Source organism: Curtobacterium sp. MCSS17_008 (genome assembly GCF_003234185.1).
GTDB lineage: Bacteria > Actinomycetota > Actinomycetes > Actinomycetales > Microbacteriaceae > Curtobacterium.
This window is the reverse complement of record NZ_QKSM01000008.1, coordinates 26632-44464: the sequence shown is the minus strand read 5'-3', so window position 1 is coordinate 44464 and position 17833 is coordinate 26632. Positions and strand designations below refer to the sequence as shown.

Annotated in this window: 15 protein-coding genes; 11 read left to right on the top strand and 4 right to left on the bottom strand. The window is 71.4% G+C overall.

Annotated features, from left to right (window positions below):
• Positions 1-81 precede the first annotated feature (81 nt).
• Complete coding sequence (locus tag DEJ23_RS09800) at positions 82-1608, top strand: hypothetical protein (RefSeq protein WP_220034209.1); 1527 nt, start codon at positions 82-84, stop codon at positions 1606-1608.
• Between the two features lie 188 nt (positions 1609-1796).
• Positions 1797-1925 (top strand): hypothetical protein, encoded by a 129-nt coding sequence (locus tag DEJ23_RS15950; RefSeq protein WP_258375422.1) that lies wholly within the window; start codon positions 1797-1799, stop codon positions 1923-1925.
• Between the two features lie 102 nt (positions 1926-2027).
• Here the strand turns inward: DEJ23_RS15950 and DEJ23_RS09795 are convergent, their stop codons facing one another.
• Entirely contained in the window at positions 2028-3875 is a 1848-nt protein-coding gene (locus DEJ23_RS09795; protein WP_258375421.1) for a long-chain fatty acid--CoA ligase, read from the bottom strand.
• A 175-nt stretch (positions 3876-4050) separates the two neighbouring features.
• Between DEJ23_RS09795 and DEJ23_RS09790 the strand changes: the two genes are divergently transcribed.
• The 3 genes from DEJ23_RS09790 to DEJ23_RS09780 all read left to right on the top strand — a co-directional run bounded on the left by DEJ23_RS09790 (position 4051) and on the right by DEJ23_RS09780 (position 7311).
• Positions 4051-5004, top strand: a complete 954-nt coding sequence (locus DEJ23_RS09790) for an ROK family protein (RefSeq protein WP_111240164.1) — start codon at positions 4051-4053, stop codon at positions 5002-5004.
• A gap of 41 nt (positions 5005-5045) precedes the next feature.
• Positions 5046-5768 (top strand): 1-acyl-sn-glycerol-3-phosphate acyltransferase, encoded by a 723-nt coding sequence (locus DEJ23_RS09785; RefSeq protein WP_111240084.1) that lies wholly within the window; start codon positions 5046-5048, stop codon positions 5766-5768.
• A gap of 199 nt (positions 5769-5967) precedes the next feature.
• On the top strand, positions 5968-7311 hold the full coding sequence (locus DEJ23_RS09780; RefSeq protein ID WP_111240163.1) for a class II 3-deoxy-7-phosphoheptulonate synthase: 1344 nt from the start codon (positions 5968-5970) through the stop codon (positions 7309-7311).
• Between the two features lie 285 nt (positions 7312-7596).
• On the opposite strand, the gene pknB is transcribed toward DEJ23_RS09780, so the two are convergent.
• Positions 7597-9630, bottom strand: a complete 2034-nt coding sequence (gene pknB / locus DEJ23_RS09775) for a Stk1 family PASTA domain-containing Ser/Thr kinase (protein ID WP_181429207.1) — start codon at positions 9628-9630, stop codon at positions 7597-7599.
• A 111-nt stretch (positions 9631-9741) separates the two neighbouring features.
• Positions 9742-11007 carry a LysM peptidoglycan-binding domain-containing protein gene (locus tag DEJ23_RS09770; protein WP_258375420.1) on the bottom strand — a complete coding sequence of 422 codons (1266 nt, stop codon included), beginning with the start codon at positions 11005-11007 and terminating at the stop codon, positions 9742-9744.
• A 173-nt stretch (positions 11008-11180) separates the two neighbouring features.
• Here DEJ23_RS09770 and DEJ23_RS09765 point away from each other — a divergent pair, with 173 nt between their 5' ends.
• Positions 11181-11537 (top strand): Rv2175c family DNA-binding protein, encoded by a 357-nt coding sequence (locus tag DEJ23_RS09765; RefSeq protein ID WP_258375419.1) that lies wholly within the window; start codon positions 11181-11183, stop codon positions 11535-11537.
• Positions 11538-11622: 85 nt separating this feature from the next.
• Here the strand turns inward: DEJ23_RS09765 and DEJ23_RS09760 are convergent, their stop codons facing one another.
• Positions 11623-12741, bottom strand: a complete 1119-nt coding sequence (locus DEJ23_RS09760; RefSeq protein ID WP_111240081.1) for a polyprenyl synthetase family protein — start codon at positions 12739-12741, stop codon at positions 11623-11625.
• 127 nt (positions 12742-12868) lie between these two features.
• Between DEJ23_RS09760 and DEJ23_RS09755 the strand changes: the two genes are divergently transcribed.
• The 5 genes from DEJ23_RS09755 to DEJ23_RS09735 all read left to right on the top strand — a co-directional run bounded on the left by DEJ23_RS09755 (position 12869) and on the right by DEJ23_RS09735 (position 17820).
• Positions 12869-13267 carry a DUF3040 domain-containing protein gene (locus tag DEJ23_RS09755; protein ID WP_111240080.1) on the top strand — a complete coding sequence of 133 codons (399 nt, stop codon included), beginning with the start codon at positions 12869-12871 and terminating at the stop codon, positions 13265-13267.
• A 522-nt stretch (positions 13268-13789) separates the two neighbouring features.
• Complete coding sequence (gene mraZ / locus DEJ23_RS09750; RefSeq protein ID WP_111240079.1) at positions 13790-14221, top strand: division/cell wall cluster transcriptional repressor MraZ; 432 nt, start codon at positions 13790-13792, stop codon at positions 14219-14221.
• Positions 14222-14329: 108 nt separating this feature from the next.
• The gene (rsmH, locus tag DEJ23_RS09745; RefSeq protein ID WP_111240078.1) at positions 14330-15286 is read left to right on the top strand and encodes a 16S rRNA (cytosine(1402)-N(4))-methyltransferase RsmH; all 957 of its coding nucleotides are present in this window, start codon (positions 14330-14332) and stop codon (positions 15284-15286) included.
• Position 15287: 1 nt separating this feature from the next.
• Positions 15288-15998: a hypothetical protein gene (locus DEJ23_RS09740; RefSeq protein ID WP_111240077.1), complete on the top strand. Its 711-nt coding sequence runs from the start codon at positions 15288-15290 to the stop codon at positions 15996-15998.
• A gap of 52 nt (positions 15999-16050) precedes the next feature.
• Entirely contained in the window at positions 16051-17820 is a 1770-nt protein-coding gene (locus DEJ23_RS09735; protein WP_111240076.1) for a penicillin-binding protein 2, read from the top strand.
• Positions 17821-17833 lie beyond the last annotated feature (13 nt).

Genomic DNA, 17833 nt, shown 5'->3' with positions numbered 1-17833 from the left:
TGACGGTCGGTCGGATCAGGGGTGAGCCGTACCGCCGTCGGTACCGAGGGCGATGCCGCCGGCATCGGGACAGGGGTCCGAATGCGTTCATCCAGGATCAGGCGACCGCGTACCGGGCGACCGCTCGTCGTGGCGGTGCTCGCGACCGCCCTCGCGGGTGCGTTCCTCACGCCGTTGCCGGCGACGGCCGCGACGCTCGAGGCCGAGGCGCCGGACTTCGCCACCGACGTGTACGGCGACCCGTGGGACTTCTCGAACACCGCCGACGTCAACACCGACGAGGTCGCGTCGAAGGCCCAGGTGTCGTCGGGCGGCCTCCGCGTGCGGATCGCCCCGAGCGACGGCGTCTCCATCGTCAGCACGGTGTCCGGCTCGCTCCCGTACGGCCGTGACGGTGCGACCAAGCCGGTCGACCCGACGAAGTACACGCACCTCTCGTTCTCCCTCGACCAGCCCCTGGACCGGCACATCGGCGCCGTCTACTGGTTCACGTGCCGCGAACGGTCTGCCGCCTGCGGCGGCGGCATCACCTTCCCGGTCACCCCGGGCAAGCACACGTACGACTTCGACCTCCGCAAGAGTTCGACGCTGCTCGGCAAGGTGCCCTGGAGGTCGACGAAGATCGTGTCGTTCCGGGTGGATCCCGTCGTGGTCGCCGGCGGCGACGCCGGCATCGGGAAGACCGCCGTCTTCAGCTGGATGCGGCTGCACGCGGCGCCGGACGCGTCCCGACCACACGCCGCCCTCCCGCCGGGCAAGTACGACGGCTTCACCATCTCGCGACGACCGCAGTTGGTCGTCGACTCGCCGAACCCGTCCGAAGGACGCGCGCTCGAGGTCGCGCAGGGCCGCTCGGCGTGGACGTTCACGTCGGCTGCCCGGGCGCGGGGGATCAGCACGGAGAACGCACGGATCCTCGCCTACGACTCCCGCGGGATGACCGGGCGGAACGCCGGACCGGCGCAGAACGACCCCCGACTGCACCTGCCGGTGAAGCCGTTCTCCGGCTCGACCTACCACCGCCTCGAGTTCGAGATGACCTACGACGGGCCGTACAGCCTGTCCGGTGCTCCGGGCGGCGGCAAGCTCGCCCGGCTCATCTGGACGGCTTCGGGCAGTGGGACGCCGCAGATCGGCAACGACATCGTCACGTACTCCGGCGGCAACGCGGGGAAGGTCTCGATCGACCTGACCGCGGCCGACCCGCTCGACGAGGACGCACTGGCACCGGAGCTCGGGTGGAAGGGGCGCACCATCACGTCCCTCCGGTTCGACCCGAACGAGGACCCGGGCGCCGCCGTGTGGCACCTGGAGTCGGTGCACCTCCGGGCAGACCCGGCGTCGAACACGCGGAAGACCACGGTCCGCTTCCACGACGCGGGCTGGGTGTCCGGGACCACCGCCACCGTCGCCGTCGGCAAGGGGGCACCCGGGACGAGCGGGTACCGCACCATCGCATCGGGTGTAGCGGTCGAGAAGGGCGCGAACGCCGTGCCGTTCGCACTCGGGTCGCTGCCGACCGGCCGCTACCACGTGCGCGTCACCCTCAGGCATCCGAACGGCACCTCGGTGACCTCGTACGCGCCGGCGCCCGTCGTCATGCGCTGACCTGCACCCCTCCGGCGACGCACGGCCGCCGGAGGGCCGCGAGGACCGCGGCGTTCCGGCGGTCCGACCCTGCGGGAGCCCGGGTCGGTGACACCCGGACGCGGGATTGTCGCTCCGTCCGGACGAGGAGGTACCGTGTCCGCGTCGGCACCCACCGACACGTTCCCTCCCATCCCAGGACGCCCAGCATGACCCCTCAGAACGACGAGCTCAGCTCGCACCGCACCCGCACCAACCGCCGCCCGGAGCCCACTCCGGTGACGGCCTCGACCGCCGTCCTCGACGCCCCGGAGACGCTGCAGACGCCGGACGCCTGAGCAGGCACGCCCCCAGGTCGCGCCCTGCGCGCGGCACCACGCACCGGAGGCCCGGTGCCGGTCCGACGGGCCGGCACCGGGCCTCCGGTGCGTCCCGCGCGGCTAGGCGCGGTCGCGACGACGGGACTCGACCACGGGCGTCGCCGTGGTCTGGACCTTCGAGCCGGAGTAGATGTACTCCACCTCGGCGGCGAAGTCGCGCATGACGACCGCGCGCTTGATGGTCAGCTTCGGCGTGAGGTGGCCGGACGCCTCGGTCAGCTCCGTGTCGACGATGGTGAACGACCGCACCGACTCGGCCCGGGAGACGCGTCCGTTCGCGGTGTCCACCGCCTCCTGCACGGCCCGGTGCACGCGCTCGTCGTGGGCGGCCTCACGCGGTGAGAGCGCGGGCTGGATGCCGCGCGCCTCGCACCAGCCGGGCAGCATCTCGCGGTCGAGTGTCACCAGCGCGGCGACGAACGGCTTGCCCTCGCCCACCACGACGACCTGACCGACGAGCGGGTGTTCGCGGATGCCGTCCTCGAGCGGGGCGGGAGCGACGTTCTTGCCGCTCGCCGTGACGATGAGCTCCTTCGCCCGACCGGTCACCGTCAGCACGCCGTCGGCGTCGAGCCGACCGAGGTCACCGGTGCGGAACCATCCGTCGGCGAAGGCCTTCGCGGTCGCTTCGTCGTTGTGCCAGTACCGGTCGAAGACGTCGACACCGCGGATGAGGATCTCGCCGTCGTCGGCGATCCGGACCTCGACGCCCGGCAGCGCCCGTCCGACGGTGCCGATGCGCAGCTCGTGGGCGCGGTTCACCGTGGCGGGTGCGGTGGTCTCGGTCAGCCCGTACCCCTCGAGGATGAGCACGCCGATCGATCGGAAGAAGTGCGAGAGCCGTGGGGAGAGCGGCGCGGAACCGCTGATCGCGTACTGCACGCGACCGCCGATCGCGTCACGGAGCTTCGCGTACACGAGCTTGTCGAACAGCGCGAATCGCAGCTTGAGCCCGATCGGGACGCGTCCGGCGGCGAGGGCCTCCGAGTGGGCCACCGCGACCGCGGCCGCGGCCCGGAAGATCCTGCCCTTGCCACCGAGGTCGGCCTTCTGCTCCGCCGAGTTGTAGATCTTCTCGAACACCCGCGGGACCGCGAGCAGGAAGGTCGGCTTGAAGGTGGACACTGCTCGCATGAGGTCCCGGGTGTCCGGCTCGTGGCCGACGAGCACGCCGGTGGAGACCGACATCGCCGCGATGAAGCGGGCGAACACGTGGGCCATCGGGATGAACAGGAGCGTCGATGCGCCGTCGGCGACGACCTCCGGCATCGCCTCGGTCGCACCCTCGACGGTGCCCGTGAAGTTGTCGTGACGGAGCACGCACCCCTTGGGGCGTCCGGTCGTGCCCGAGGTGTAGATGATCGTGGCGTCGTCGTGACCGTGCACGTCTGCGGTGCGGGCGTCGAGCTCCGCGTCCGTCACGGTCTCGCCGAGCCGCACGAGGTCGTCGAGCCCGCCGCCGTCGATCGTCCAGTGCTGTCCGAGGTGCGGCAGGTCCGGCGCGATGGAGGCGACGCGTCGGGCGTGCTCCTCCTGCTCGACCACGATCGCGACGGTCTCGGAGTCGGACAGGATCCAGCGCACCTGGTCCGGCGAGCTCGTCTCGTACACGGGGACGGAGACGAGTCCGGCCGTCCACACCGCGAAGTCGACGAGTGTCCACTCGAGGCGCGTGCGGGACAGGATCGCGACGTGCGCGCCGGGCGCGAGGCCGGCGGCGACGAAGCCCTTGGCGATGCCGCGCACGCGCGCGAGCGTGTCGGCTGCCGAGATGGTGGTCCACGTGTCGCCGTGCCGCTCGGCCAGGATCGGCCGGTCGGGAGTCCGACGGGCCCGGTCCGAGAGCAGTCGGGCCGCGGAGCCGTGGTCGGGCGCGGAGGTGGGTGCGGGCTGCCGCTGATCGTTCACGGTTGACTCCCTTGTCGGCCGGTTCGATACGAGGACGCCTCGACCACGAGGCGACACCGCCAGCATACGGGGAGGCGGGCCCGGCGCGGATCGGGGCGGTCGGGGTTCGCAGCCCCTCGTCAGCCACCGTGCGCACGTTCGGAGGGGCCACCCGGAGGCGGTAGGCTCGATGCTCGTGCATGCCATCGGAATCGACATCGGGGGCACCAAGATCGCGGGTGCGGTCGTCACGGAGCTCGGGGAGATCATCGCCGAGGACCGCGTCGCCACCAACGCGGCGGACCCGGACGCCATGCTCGACGACGTCGTGACGATGGTCTCGCGTCTGCGGGCCGCCAACGACGTGGGAGCGGTCGGGGTCGCGGCGCCGGGCTTCATCGACGCCTCGCAGTCGATCGTCTACTACACGCCGAACATCCGGTGGCGGAACGAGCCCCTGCGCCAGAAGCTCCAGGAGCGGCTCGGTGACCTGCACATCACCGTCGACAACGACGCCAACGCGGCCGGTTGGGCGGAGTTCCGCTTCGGCGCGGGGCGACTCGTGTCCGACATGACCATGCTGACGATCGGCACCGGTGTCGGCGGCGCGATCGTCACGGAGGACCGCCTGTTCCGCGGCGGCTTCGGTACCGGTGGCGAGATCGGCCACCTGCGCATCGTGCCGAACGGTCTGCCCTGCGGCTGCGGCGCCCGCGGCTGCATCGAGCAGTACGGCTCCGGTCGTGCCCTGCAGCGCATGGCGAACGACGTCGCCGACGCCGGTGGCATCGGTTCCGCGCTCGCCGAGGCGCGTGAGCAGAACGGCGGGCACCTCGACGGCGCGATCGTCGGCGACCTCATCCTGGCCGACGACCCCGGCGCCCTCGCGGCGCTCCGCCGCCTCGGCCGGCACCTCGGCGAGGCCTGCGCGTCGCTGTCCGCCGTGCTCGACCCGCAGCTGTTCGTCTTCGGCGGCGGCGTGGCGAGCGCGGGCGACCGGCTGCTCGAGCCCATCAAGCAGGCCTACCTGAACAACCTGCCGGCCCGTGGGTACCACCCGGAGCCCGACTTCGTCATCGCCGAGCTCGTCAACGACGCCGGCGTCGTCGGCGCCGCCGACCTCGCACGCATCCACGCCCGCACGGCGTAGGGTCACCCCGACGGCACGCGCTTCCCGAACTGGAGTCGACGATGACCTACTGGCTGCTCAAGAACTTCCTGCTCGGCCCGCTCATCCTCACCCTCTTCCGGCCGTGGGTCATCGGGCGCGAGCACGTCCCCGCCAGGGGGCCGGTCATCTTCGCGTCGAACCACATCTCGTTCATCGACTCGGTGATCCTGCCGGCCGTGCTCGACCGGCGCATCTCGTTCCTGGCGAAGAGCGACTACTTCACCGGTCGCGGGCTGAAGGGCTGGGCCACCAAGACGTTCTTCAACGCCATCGGCCAGCTCCCGATCGACCGTTCGGGCGGCAAGGCGTCCGAGGCGTCGCTCCGCACCGGGCTGCAGGTCCTCGCCCGCGGGGAGCAGCTCGGCATCTACCCCGAGGGCACGCGCAGTCCCGACGGCAAGCTCTACCGCGGACGCACCGGCATCGCCCGGATGATCCTCGAGGGCCGCGTCACGGTGGTCCCGGTCGCCATGGTCGGCACGCGCGAGGTGCAGCAGATCGGCCAGAAGTTCCCGAAGTTCAAGCGCGTCGGCGTGGTCTTCGGCAAGCCCCTCGACTTCTCGCGCTTCGAGGGCTTCGAGACCGACCGGTTCATCCTGCGCAGCGTCACGGACGAGGTCATGCACGAGCTCGCCGGGCTGAGCCGCCAGGAGTACGTCGACGTCTACGCGACGAGTGTCAAGGAGCGGGCGAGCAGCGCCCGCGAGCAGGTGATGAAGGACCGCCGCGGCACCGCTGCCTGACGATCGCGCGATGCCGCACGGACCCCGCCGACGGCGCGTCACGGACGAGCGGCCGCCCCCGAGCGGACGGTAGGATCTGAGGACTCCGGCCCCGGCCGGAACGGCCTGCACGCAGGCCTCCTCCCGCGCCACCGACCCAGAACACCGAGGTACCGCCTTGATCGAGTCGACCGACTTCGTCGCCCTGCAGGATCCAGACGTGATCGAGGGCCTCGACTCCTGGCGGACGCTCCCGATCAAGCAGCAGCCCACCTGGCCCGACGCCGCGGCTGCCGAGGCCGCCTCGGCCGAGATCGCCACCTTGCCGCCGCTCGTGTTCGCGGGCGAGGTCGACAAGCTGCGCGACCGTCTCGCCGTGGCCGCGTCCGGTGGCGCCTTCCTGCTGCAGGGCGGGGACTGCGCGGAGACCTTCGCCGGCGCGACCGCCGACTCCATCCGCGACCGTGTGAAGACGATCCTGCAGATGGCCGTCGTGCTCACCTACGGTGCCTCGATGCCCGTCATCAAGATGGGTCGGATGGCCGGGCAGTTCGCCAAGCCCCGGTCGAGCGACTTCGAGACCCGTGGCGACGTCACGCTGCCGGCGTACCGCGGCGACATCGTGAACGGGTACGACTTCACGCCCGAGAGCCGCCGAGCCGACCCCCGCCGCCTGGTGCAGGGGTACCACACGGCCGCGTCGACGCTGAACCTGGTCCGCGCGTTCACCCAGGGTGGCTTCGCCGACCTGCGCCAGGTGCACTCGTGGAACAAGGGGTTCGCCTCGAACCCGGCGAACGCCCGCTACGAGCACCTGGCGAAGGAGATCGACCGCGCCATCCGCTTCATGGACGCGTGCGGCGCCGACTTCGAGGCGCTCAAGCACACCGAGTTCTACGCCTCGCACGAGGGGCTGCTCATGGACTACGAGCGGCCGATGACCCGGATCGACTCGCGGTCGGGGCTGGCGTACGACACCTCCGGCCACTTCATCTGGATCGGCGAGCGGACGCGTGACATCGACGGCGCGCACGTCGACTTCCTGTCCCGCGTGCGGAACCCCATCGGCGTGAAGCTCGGTCCCACGACCAGCGTCGACGACATGAAGGCCCTGGTCGACAAGCTCGACCCGGAGCGCGAGCCCGGCCGCCTGACGTTCATCACCCGCATGGGCGCCGGCAGGATCCGTGACGAGCTCCCGAAGCTGCTAGAGGCGATCAAGGGCATGGACGCGAACCCGCTCTGGGTGACCGACCCGATGCACGGCAACGGCCTGACCACGCCGACGGGCTACAAGACCCGCCGCTTCGACGACGTCGTGGACGAGGTCCTCGGCTTCTTCGAGGCGCACCGACAGGTCGGGACGTACCCGGGCGGCATGCACGTCGAGCTCACCGGTGACGACGTCACGGAGTGCCTCGGCGGTTCGGAGCAGATCGACGAGGCCACGCTGGCGACGCGCTACGAGTCGCTCTGCGACCCGCGACTCAACCACATGCAGTCGCTCGAACTCGCGTTCCTGGTGGCCGAGGAGCTCAGCGCGCACCCGTACGTGCGGCCGTAGCGACCGGCGGCGGACGGGAGGCGCGGGGCCGGCTGGCACCGCGCCTCCCGTCCGTCGTGCGGCCGGCCGGGAGGCACCCCCGGACCGGTCCTGGTCGCACGACTCGCCGCTCAGGTCATGCGTCGACGGGATGTCGTGCGACCGGAACCGCCGCCGGCGGCGCGTCGTGCGACCGGAACCGTCGCCGGCGGCGTGTCGCGCGACCGAGACCGCCACCGTCGACGGCATGTCGTGCGACCGGAACCGTCGCCGGCGGCGTGTCGTGCGTCCGGGAGGCGCGGGTACCTACTGCTCGTAGGACAGGGTGATCGTGTCGCCGCGGTAGACCGTCGACCCCTGGACCGGGTCCGTGGCGGTGACCGGGAGCGAGGCCTTCCAGTCGTAGAACCGGCACAGCACGTTCTTGCAGTCCGGCACGGAGACCTCGAGTCCGAGGTTCTCGAGGGTCGAGGTGGCCTCGTTGATGGTCTTGCCCGCGACGTCGGGCAGTGCGATCGGGGTCGGGCCGCGGGAGACCACGAGGTCCACGGCCGAGCCCTTGACGGCAGGGGAGTCCTCGACCTCGGACGAGATGACCTGGCCCTTCGGCACCGCGTCGTCGTACCGCTCCTGCTGCGCGCCGACGGTGAGGCCGACGCCGTCGAGGACCGCCGTCGCCTCCTCGACGGTCTTCCCCGTGACGTCGGGCACGGGCCCCAGCGAGACGGTCAGCGTGACCGGTCCCCGTTCGCCGTACTCGCGGACGGACGACAGGTCGACGGTCTGGCCGTCGGCGGCCAGACCCTTCGCCGCGATCACCGTGTCCTCCGGGGCGTCCGCGGAGAACTCGTACTGGTCGTCCTGCAGCTGGAAGTCGTCGTCGAGCGCCGCGGTCACGGTGGACAGCGGTTGGCCGACGATCGCCGGCAGCGGGATCATCCGCGGACCGTCCGAGACGACGATCTGCACGGCGGTGCCCTTGCGGACCTCGCGCTCGGCGGCGGGCTTCGTCGTCGAGACCTGCCCCTTCGCCACGACGGCGTCGTACCGGGTGTCGGTCCGTGCGTCGGGTCGGAGGCCCTGCGCCTGCAGGAGCTGACGTGCCTGCGTGACCGACTTGCCGGTCACCTCCGGGATCCGGACGTTGCCCCACGGGCCGGGCCCGAGCGCCCAACCGACGACTCCGGCGAGGATCGCGAGCACGACCACGATCGCGAGGGCGATCCACCCGCGCTTCCGGCGCTTCGCGGACCTGTCGGCGAGTCGCTGGCCAGCGGGGGAGAGCGCACCGGGGTGCGCACCCGTCCGACGGGGGCCCGGTGCGCCGCGCCGCGCGGGAGCGGCCGGGGCCCCGCCCGTCGAGCTCGCGATGACCCGCGTGGCGTCCGCGGGGCCGGACGCGTCCGTCGACTCCACTGCGGAGGACGACGAGCCGCCGGCCGGCAGGATCGCGGTGGCGTTCTCCGGGCGGAGCACGGCGGTCCGGTACTGCCCGGTCGCACGCTGCTGGTGGCCCGAGACGTGGTCGAGCATCTCGCGGGCGTCGCGCGGGCGGTCCTCCGGGTCGCGCGCGGTCGCCCAGGCGACCAGGTCGTCGAGCTCCGGCGGGACCCCGGGTTCCACCGCGCTCGGCAGCGGCACGGTGTCGTTCGCGTGCTGGTAGGCGATCTGCATCGGCTGGTCGCCCTTGTAGGGCTGCTCGCCGGTGAGCATCTCGTAGAGCATGATGCCGAGCGCGTAGATGTCGCTGCGCGAGTCGGCGGCGCCGCGCGTGACGAGCTCGGGGGACAGGTAGGCGATCGTGCCGAGCAGGGCTGCGCCGGTGGCGGTGTTCGCGGTCGTCGCACGGGCCAGGCCGAAGTCGCCCAGCTTGATCCGACCGTCGTCGGCGAGCAGGACGTTCTCGGGCTTGAGGTCACGGTGCACGATGCCGGCCCGGTGCGCGGAGGCCAGCCCTGCGAGGACGGCGCGGAGGATGTCCGTGGCCTGCTCCGGGGTGAGCGCCCGGTGCTCCTGCAGCAGATCGCGCAGGGTGATGCCCGGGATGTACTCCATGACGATGTAGGCCGTGTCGTCCTCGGCGCCCTGGTCGTAGACGCCGACCAGGTTCGGGTGCGACAGCCGGGCGGCCGAGCGGGCCTCCTGGATGAACCGCTCCCGGAACGCCTGGTCGTCGGCCAGGTGCCCGTGCATGATCTTGATCGCCACCCGGCGCTCGAGCCGGACGTCGGTGGCGAGGTAGACGGTGGCCATGCCGCCGCGTGCGATGCGCGAGCGCACGCGGTACCGCTGGTCGATCATCCGACCGATCATCGGGTCCGTGGCGGCGTTCGTGGTCATCGGCGGCATTCTACGAAGACGTCCTGGTGACGCCCGGCCTGACGCTCCGGTCGTGACCCAATCTCGATCTCGAGGATGACCCGTTCGGCCGGTCGACCAGGTGGAGCGGGGTCAGAGCGAGGCGAGGAGGGCGCGGGCGGTCTGCTCCCACTTGGCGTACTCGTTCGGGTACGCGGAGACCTGCACGGCCTGGGCGGCGGCGGTCAGGCTCATCGACGACCAGCCGCGCACGCCCATCAGGCCGCGGGTCTTGCCCGGGTTGCCGGTGTAGAACAGCTCCGCGGCGGTGGCGGGGTCCTGCAGCGCTGCCCTCGTGCCCCAGCCCTGGCTGGGCCGCTGCTGGAACAGCCCGACGGAGTCGCGGTCGCCGTGGGACAGGTTCCGCAGGCTCGACTCCTGCAGGGCGGCGGCGAGTGCGATGACGATGCCACGGTCCGGCACGCCGAGGGTCCGGCCGACGGCGACGATCGTGGCCGCGTTCCGGCGCTGCTCGCCGGTCAGCTCGACACCGTTGACGCTCCCGACCGACGTGGTCACGGCACCGCCGGTGGGCGTGGTCGTCGGCTTCGTGGTCGCAGACGGGAGGACGAGCGTCTTCCCCGCGTAGATCGTGCTCGTGTAGCTCAGGCCGTTCGCGGCGAGGAGCGCCTTGACGGAGACGCCGTGCTTGGCCGCGATCGCGCCGATCGTGTCGCCCGCGACGATCTTCACGCTCGTGGCGCGGGACGGCGCTGCCGGAGCGGTGCTCGCCACCGGGGCGGGCTTCGCCGTGCTGGCTGCGCGCGGGACGGTCAGCGTCTGGCCGGGGTAGATGACCGAGCGCTGCGTCAGGCCGTTCGCCGCCAGGATCGATGAGGTCGACACGCCGACGCGCGCGGCGATGCCGGAGACCGTGTCACCGGACCGCACGTGGTAGCTGCCGCTCCCGCGTGTCGTCGAGGCCGGCGCGGCGGCGGGCGCCGCGGGCTTCGACGACAGGTGCAGGGTCTGGCCGGGGTGGATGATGGTGTTCCAGCCGAGGCCGTTGCGTACGAGGACCTCCTGCGCGGAGAGCCCGAAGCGCGCGGCGATGCCGGACACGGTGTCTCCCTGGCGGACCGTGTACGTGGTCGGTGCCTTCGACACCGCGGCGACCGTCGTGACGGTCGGGGCCGACGGGCGGGCGACCGCTGTCCCGAACACCGGGCGGCCACCGACGTTGCGGTCCTCGTCGACGTGGCGCTTCTCCGCGTCGCCGTCGTCGTGGCGGGGCTCGGCGTGTGCCACGGGCCCGGTCAGGCCCGCGGTGACGGCGATCGTGCCCGCGAGGACGATCGGCATGGTGGCGAACCGGGCGGATCGAGCGCGCCGGGCGGCGTCGTCTGCAGCGTTGTCCACGGGGTTGTCTCCTGTCCTGGGTGAGCCGTGCGCGTGCGCGAGCACTCACAGGGGCTTCCACGCTGGCATGGCGTGATTCCCAAGTCAACCAGAGAGCCGGATGTTGCGCGTGTGACTCGTGTGAATCAACGCGGCCGTCCGGACACGGCCGTGGCTCTGGCAACATGGGGCGCGTGAGTGCTGTACCCACCGACGACACGACCCTCTCCGAGCGCTGGCTGACGGTGCCCGACCTGGTGGACCTGCTCGGGGTGACCCCTGGCCGGATCCACCGCCTCTTCGAGCAGAAGACGCTGCTGCCCGCCCGCATCGACGGCGTCCTCCGGGTGCCGAGCGAGTTCCTCGACGGGGACGAGCCCCTGCCGGAGCTGCGCGGGACGCTGATCGTGCTCGGCGACAACGGCTTCTCCGACGACGAGGCGGTTCGCTGGATGCTCTCCGAGGAGCCCGCCCTCGGGACCTCGCCGATCGCGGCGCTGCGTGCCGGCCGCAAGGCCGAGGTGCGCCGGGTCGCCCAGTCCCTGCTCTGACCGACCGGACCCCGGACGGACGGGAGGCCCGTGGCGGCGTCGCCACGGGCCTCCCGTCCGTCGTCCGGTCCGGGTGGGACCGTGGCTACGCGACGCGGCGGCTCACGGTGTCGGCCAGCGACAGGAGCTGCTCGCGAGCCGACGGCGTCAGGGGAGCCGCCTCGAGCGCGGCCTTGGCCCGCTGCACGTGCCGGTCGATCGAGCGCTCGACGGCGGCGACGGCGCCGGACTCGGAGAGGGTCGCACGGAGCATCTGCACCTGCGCCTCGTCGAGGTCGGGGTCACCGAGCAGTTCGTCGAGGAGCTGGCGCGGGCCGGACGGCAGCGACTTGCGGGCCGAGGCGATGAGGACGGTGCGCTTGCCCTCGCGCAGGTCGTCGCCCGCGGGCTTCCCGGTGACCTCGGGGTCGCCGAACACCCCGAGCAGGTCGTCGCGCAGCTGGTAGGCGACGCCGAGCGGCAGCCCGAAGGACCGCAGGCCCTCGAGTTGCGCCTCGGACGCTCCCGCCACGAGTGCGCCGATGACGAGCGGGGCCTCGATCGAGTACTTCGCCGACTTGAAGACGATGACGCGCTGCGCCCGGACGAGGTGCTCCGACTCGTCGATGGACGGCCACGCGGTCTCCTCGTGCACGTCGAGGTACTGGCCCGCCGTGACGTCGAGCCGCATGGCGTGGAACTCCTGGCGGACGATGCGGGCACGGGCGGGGTCGAGCAGCGCGAGCCCCTCGTCGAAGACCGAGTCGCTCAGCGCGAGCAGCACGTCCCCGAGCAGCAGCGCCGAGTTCGTGCCGTACAGCCCCCGGTCGCCGGCCCACCCGGAGTCGCGGTGCAGCGACTCGAAGCGACGGTGCGCGGAGGGGCGACCCCGTCGGGTGTCCGAACGGTCCATGATGTCGTCGTGCACGAGGGCGGCCGCGTGGAAGACCTCGAGCGCGGCCGCGACGGTGACGACCGCCTCGGCCGTGGTCTGGCGAGAACCCTCGGCGAGCGGGTCGAACGAGCCCGAGCGACCAGCCACCGACTGCCATCCCCAGTAGCAGAACAGCGCGCGGAAGCGCTTGCCGCCGGACAGCAGGTCGCGGGCGTACTGGTCGAACGGGGCGAGGTCCGGACTGATCGCGAGGAGCCGCTCACGCTGCTCGTCGAGTGCCCGGTCGACGCGCGCCGATACGAGGTCCACTAATCGCGTACTCTCAGCCACGATCCCTACCCTAGTGGAGCGGTCGAGTCATAGAATCGGTCCACTTCAGCGCGTGCCACAACCCGGTAGCAGCGCGGCACACCAGCGGTCACCCAGACAGCATCCCCAAGAACAAGAGGGAAACAAGATGCCACTCTCGGAGCAAGAGCAGCGACTCCTCGAAGAGATGGAGCGGAGCCTCTACCAGAACGACTCCGACTTCGTGGCGCGTGTCACGCGCCGCCAGGGACGTGCGAGTTACACCTCGATCACGCTCGGTGTGCTGGGTGCGCTCGTGGGCATCGCGATCGTGGTGCTCGCGCTCGTGTTCAAGCAGCCGTTGCTCGGTCTGCCGGGCTTCGTGGTGATGCTCGCCGGCGTGCTCTACGCGCTGCGTCCGGGCATGCGGGTGCCGGGGTCCGGGGCGAAGGCGCCGCGGGCAGGGAAGCCCTCCTCCAGCCGGACGTCACGCCCGTCGTCGGGTGGGTCCTTCATGGACCGCATGAACGAGCGCTGGGACAAGCGCAACGACCCGGGGCAGCAGTAGCTCCTCCTCCACACGCCTCCACGGGGCCGGTCCTTCGGGACCGGCCCCGTCGTCGTGTCCGGGGTACCTGACGTGCCCCTGACGGGGTCGGGGACACGTGGTCGGGACGCACACCCCTGGTCGGACAGGATCGCCCGGTGTGTCCGTTCCCTCTTCCCGTCACGCGCGTGACGGGAAGGAACGGGTGCCGGCTCGCGGGCGCGACGGGGATGAACGGGCGGCGGACCGAGCCCTGACGGACGGGAGGCGCGCAGGCGGACCGTCTGCGCGCCTCCCGTCCGGCGCGCCACCCGTTCCTCCCGGGGCTGCGAAAGTCCTCCACTTCCCTCCACGCCCTCCACTCCGCTCCACACGCCCGTCATTCCGCGGATCTCGTGCGTTCCGCGCCGTCGGAGCGCCCGCATGAACCGCCCCAATCCGGGGGCCGGGGGCCTCCAGGGGAGGGTTGACCGTTCCGCGGGGAGCGAAGTGGAGTAAAGTGGGGGTCACGACGGTCCGGTGGAGCGGAGGGGAGGCCCCGACGTGCTGCTCGGTACCCATGCCCCGAAGCTCGACGAGAAGGGTCGCGTGATCCTCCCCGCCAAGTTCCGGGACGAACTGTCCGGGGGACTCGTGATGACCCGCGGGCAGGAACGCTGCGTCGTGGTCTTCAGTGCGGAGACGTTCGAGCAACTGCACGAGCGGATCCGGACGGCTCCGATGACCTCGAAGCGCACCCGGGACTACATGCGCCTGTTTCTCTCCGGAGCGAGTGCGGAGACCCCCGACAAGCAGAACCGCGTGACGATCCCGCAGAACCTCCGTGAGTACGCGGGGCTCGAGCGGGACCTCACGGTCATCGGCAGCGGTGACCGTGCCGAGATCTGGTCGACCCCTGCGTGGGAGGCCTACTACGCCGAGGTCGAAGAGGGCTTCGCCGAGAACGACGAGGAGGTGATCCCGGGGATCTTCTGATCCGCGGATCGGGACTCCCAGCCGTGGTGCCCTGACACACCTTCCCCGGTGTCAGGTCGCATGGATGGGGATCCGGATGCGTGGCCCGGAAGGACCGAGGGGCTGCACATGGCCGAAGACCAGCCGAAGTTCCCGCACACGCCGGTGATGCTCCAGCGCATCGTCGACCTGTTCGCGCCCGCCCTCGACGGCCCGGACAAGGTCGTCGTCGACGCGACGCTCGGCATGGGCGGACACTCCGAGGCACTGCTCGAGCGGTTCCCGGGGCTCACGCTCATCGGGCTCGACCGCGACACCGACGCGCTCGGCATCGCGGGGGAGCGCCTCGCCCGGTTCGGCGACCGTGTCCGGCTCGTGCACACCGTGTACGACGGCATCGTCGACGCGGTGGAGGGTGAGGGCTTCCGCCAGGTGGACGGCGTGCTGTTCGACCTCGGTGTGAGCTCGCTCCAGCTCGACCGTGCCGAGCGCGGGTTCGCCTACAGCCAGGACGCACCGCTCGACATGCGCATGGACCGGACCGAGGGGCAGACCGCTGCCGACGTCCTCGCGACCTACGACGAGGGCGAGCTCCGACGCATCTTCCAGCGCTACGGCGAGGAGAAGCTCGCCGGACGCTACGCCCGCGCCATCGTGGAGCGTCGCGCCGAGCGCCCGTTCGAGATGTCGGGCGACCTCGTCCAGGTCCTGCACGACGCCACCCCGGTCGCCGTCCAGCGGCAGGGGCACCCGGCGAAGCGGGTCTTCCAGGCGCTCCGCATCGAGGTGAACGCCGAGCTGGCCGTGCTCGAGCGGGCGATCCCCGCCGCGCTCGACGTGATCGCCGTCGGCGGTCGGATCGTCGTCGAGTCGTACCAGTCGCTCGAGGACCGCCTGGTGAAGCGTGCCCTGGCGGAGCGCACCACCTCGAGCGCGCCCGCCGGTCTGCCGGTCGAGCTGCCGGAGCACGCTCCCACCTACTCCCTGGTCGTCAAGGGCGCGGAACTCGCCGACGAGGCCGAACGCGCCGCCAACCCCCGAGCCATCCCCGTGCGTCTGCGCGCGGCCGAGCGGATCCGGAAGTGACATGAGCACGAACCTCGCACTCGTCGACCCCGTCGTCGTCCCGTCGCGTGCCCCGCGCCCGCCCCACCGGGACCGCCCCGAGCTCGTCGAGGTCACGCCGTCGAAGGCGCAGCGCCGAGCGCGGCCGCGCATCGCGTACGCGGTCGTCGCGGTCGTCGCACTCGGTGTGCTGCTGCTCGCGCAGCTCGGCATCAGCATGGTGCTCAGCCAGGGTGCGTACACGCTCGACTCCCTGAGCGCCGAGCAGACGAAGCTCTCGCGCACGCAGCAGTCGCTGTCGGAGGAACTGCGCGTGCTCGACTCACCGCAGAACCTCGCCCGCAACGCGCAGGCGCTGGGGATGATCGCGAACTCGACGCCGGTGTACCTCGACCCGCAGACCGGCCGCGTCTACGGCACCCCGACCCCGGCTGCGCCGGACGAGGCCACCGCAAGCGGTGACAACCAGGTCCCGAACGCGCTCCTCGACCGCGTGCCGCTCGCCGAGCAGCAGGGCACCGGGAACGCCGAGCCGGCGCCGGCGACGCCGGAGCAGCAGGGCACGTCCGAGCAGGACGCAGGCGGGAAGGACGGCACGCAGGCGGGGTCGGAGGGCGCCTCCGCGACGACGGACGCTGGGAACAGCGCAGGGGCCAGCGCGTCGGGCGGGGCATCCTCGACGCCGGACGTAGAGTCCGACGCGAACCCGCTCCAGGCACCCACGACCCGCTGACCCGCGGGTCGGGACCCCCTGCCGCCGCACCACCCGGGAAGGACCGAACCGCGTGACGAAGACGATCCGCAACCCACGACTCCGCTACAGCGTGGTGATCATCGCCGTGATCGCCCTCGTGGCGGTCTTCGTGATCCGACTGGTCGACATCCAGGTCGTCCAGGCGGCGGCACTCAACGACGCGTCCAAGCAGAAGCGCAGCATCCCGGTGACGATCTACGGCACCCGCGGAGCGATCGTCGACCGCAACGGCTCCGAACTCGCCGACAGCGTGAACCGCTACAACATCACCACCGCACCGCGGCTCGTCAAGGAGTTCCGGGGGAAGCTCGGCGGGGACCGTGTGAAGGACGTCTCCGTCGACCAGGCACTCGACGCGCTCGCGGAGGCGTCCGGCGGCGACGCCGCGACGATGGAGCGGAACATCGCCGCGAACCCGAGGTCGGACTTCGCGTACCTCGTCAAGGGTCTCGACGTGAAGCAGTACGAGGCGGTCGCGGAACTCGGCATCCCGTGGGTCTACAAGGAGCAGCAGGCGGCGCGGGTCTACCCGATGGGGGCCACCGGCGGTGCGCTGACCGGGTTCATGGGCACGGACGGCGCCCAAGCCGGTCTCGAGTACTCGTACGACCGGTGCCTCGCGGGCACGAACGGCTCGGAGACGTACGAGCGCGGTGAGGACGGCGTGCAGCTGCCGGGCAGCACCCGCACGACGAAGCAGGCCAAGGACGGTGGCACGCTCGAGACCACGATCGACAGCGACCTGCAGTACATGGCCCAGCAGACGATCGCGTCGGCGGCGAAGACCCTGCAGGCCGAGTCCGCGACCGCCACCGTCGTCGACGTGGAGACCGGTGAGCTCCTCGCCGTCGCGGACTACCCGACCGTCGACCCGAACGACGTCGACGCGACCGAGGACAAGGGCGCGTTCGGGTCCCGCGCGCTGACGTCGACGTACGAGCCCGGCTCGACGATCAAGGCGGCGATCGCGGCGGCCCTCATCAACGAGGGCAAGTCGAGTCCGACCGACCGGGCGGTCGTGCCCTACTCGCGGACGTTCCCCTGGGGCGGCAAGATCCAGGACTCCGAGTACCACGAGACCGAGAACCTCACGCTCACGGGCATCCTGCAGAACTCGTCGAACGTCGGCATCACCGAGCTCGGTGGACGGCTGACGACGCAGCAGCGCTACGACTACATGAAGAAGTTCGGCCTGTTCGAGCCGGAGTCGGCCATCCAGTACCCCGGCCAGCCGGGCATGCAGTACGGCGCGAGCCCGGACTGGGACCAGCAGACCGACATCAACTCGATGTTCGGCCAGGGCATCTCGACGACCGCGGTCCAGGTCGCGAGCGTGTTCCAGACCCTGGCGAACCAGGGTGTCCGGATCCCGCTGCACATGGTCAAGGGGTGCACGACCGCCGACGGGAAGACGATCGACGCGCCCGACGTGCAGGGTTCCCGGGTGGTGTCCGCCGCTGCTGCCGACCAGACCGTCAAGATGCTGCAGAGCGTGGTCACGGGCGGCACGCTCGTCGGCATGAAGCCGATCTCCGGCTACAACATCGCCGCGAAGACCGGTACCGCCGAGGTGGCCGAGGGCGCGAAGGGCTACGGCGGCCAGCGCATCACGTCGGTGGCCGGAATGGCACCCGCCGAGGACCCCCAGTATGTTGTCACGGTGACGTTCACGAAGCCGCAGACCAACAAGTGGTCCAGCGGAGCGGCTCCGGCGTTCCGCACACTCATGTCCCAGGTGCTCGAGAAGTACCGAGTAGCCCCCTCCACGGCCGAGGCGCAGCTGTACCCGTCCACGTGGTGAGGAAGAAGGAGCA

Bases quoted from the DNA above. Each gene is read 5' to 3' on its own strand.
- DEJ23_RS09800 (WP_220034209.1), top strand. From the start codon at position 82: ATGCGTTCATCCAGGATCAGGCGACCGCGTACCGGGCGACCGCTCGTC.
- DEJ23_RS15950 (WP_258375422.1), top strand. From the start codon at position 1,797: ATGACCCCTCAGAACGACGAGCTCAGCTCGCACCGCACCCGCACCAAC.
- DEJ23_RS09785 (WP_111240084.1), top strand. From the start codon at position 5,046: ATGACCTACTGGCTGCTCAAGAACTTCCTGCTCGGCCCGCTCATCCTC.
- pknB (WP_181429207.1), bottom strand. From the start codon at position 9,630: ATGACCACGAACGCCGCCACGGACCCGATGATCGGTCGGATGATCGAC.
- DEJ23_RS09755 (WP_111240080.1), top strand. From the start codon at position 12,869: ATGCCACTCTCGGAGCAAGAGCAGCGACTCCTCGAAGAGATGGAGCGG.
- rsmH (WP_111240078.1), top strand. From the start codon at position 14,330: ATGGCCGAAGACCAGCCGAAGTTCCCGCACACGCCGGTGATGCTCCAG.
- DEJ23_RS09740 (WP_111240077.1), top strand. From the start codon at position 15,288: ATGAGCACGAACCTCGCACTCGTCGACCCCGTCGTCGTCCCGTCGCGT.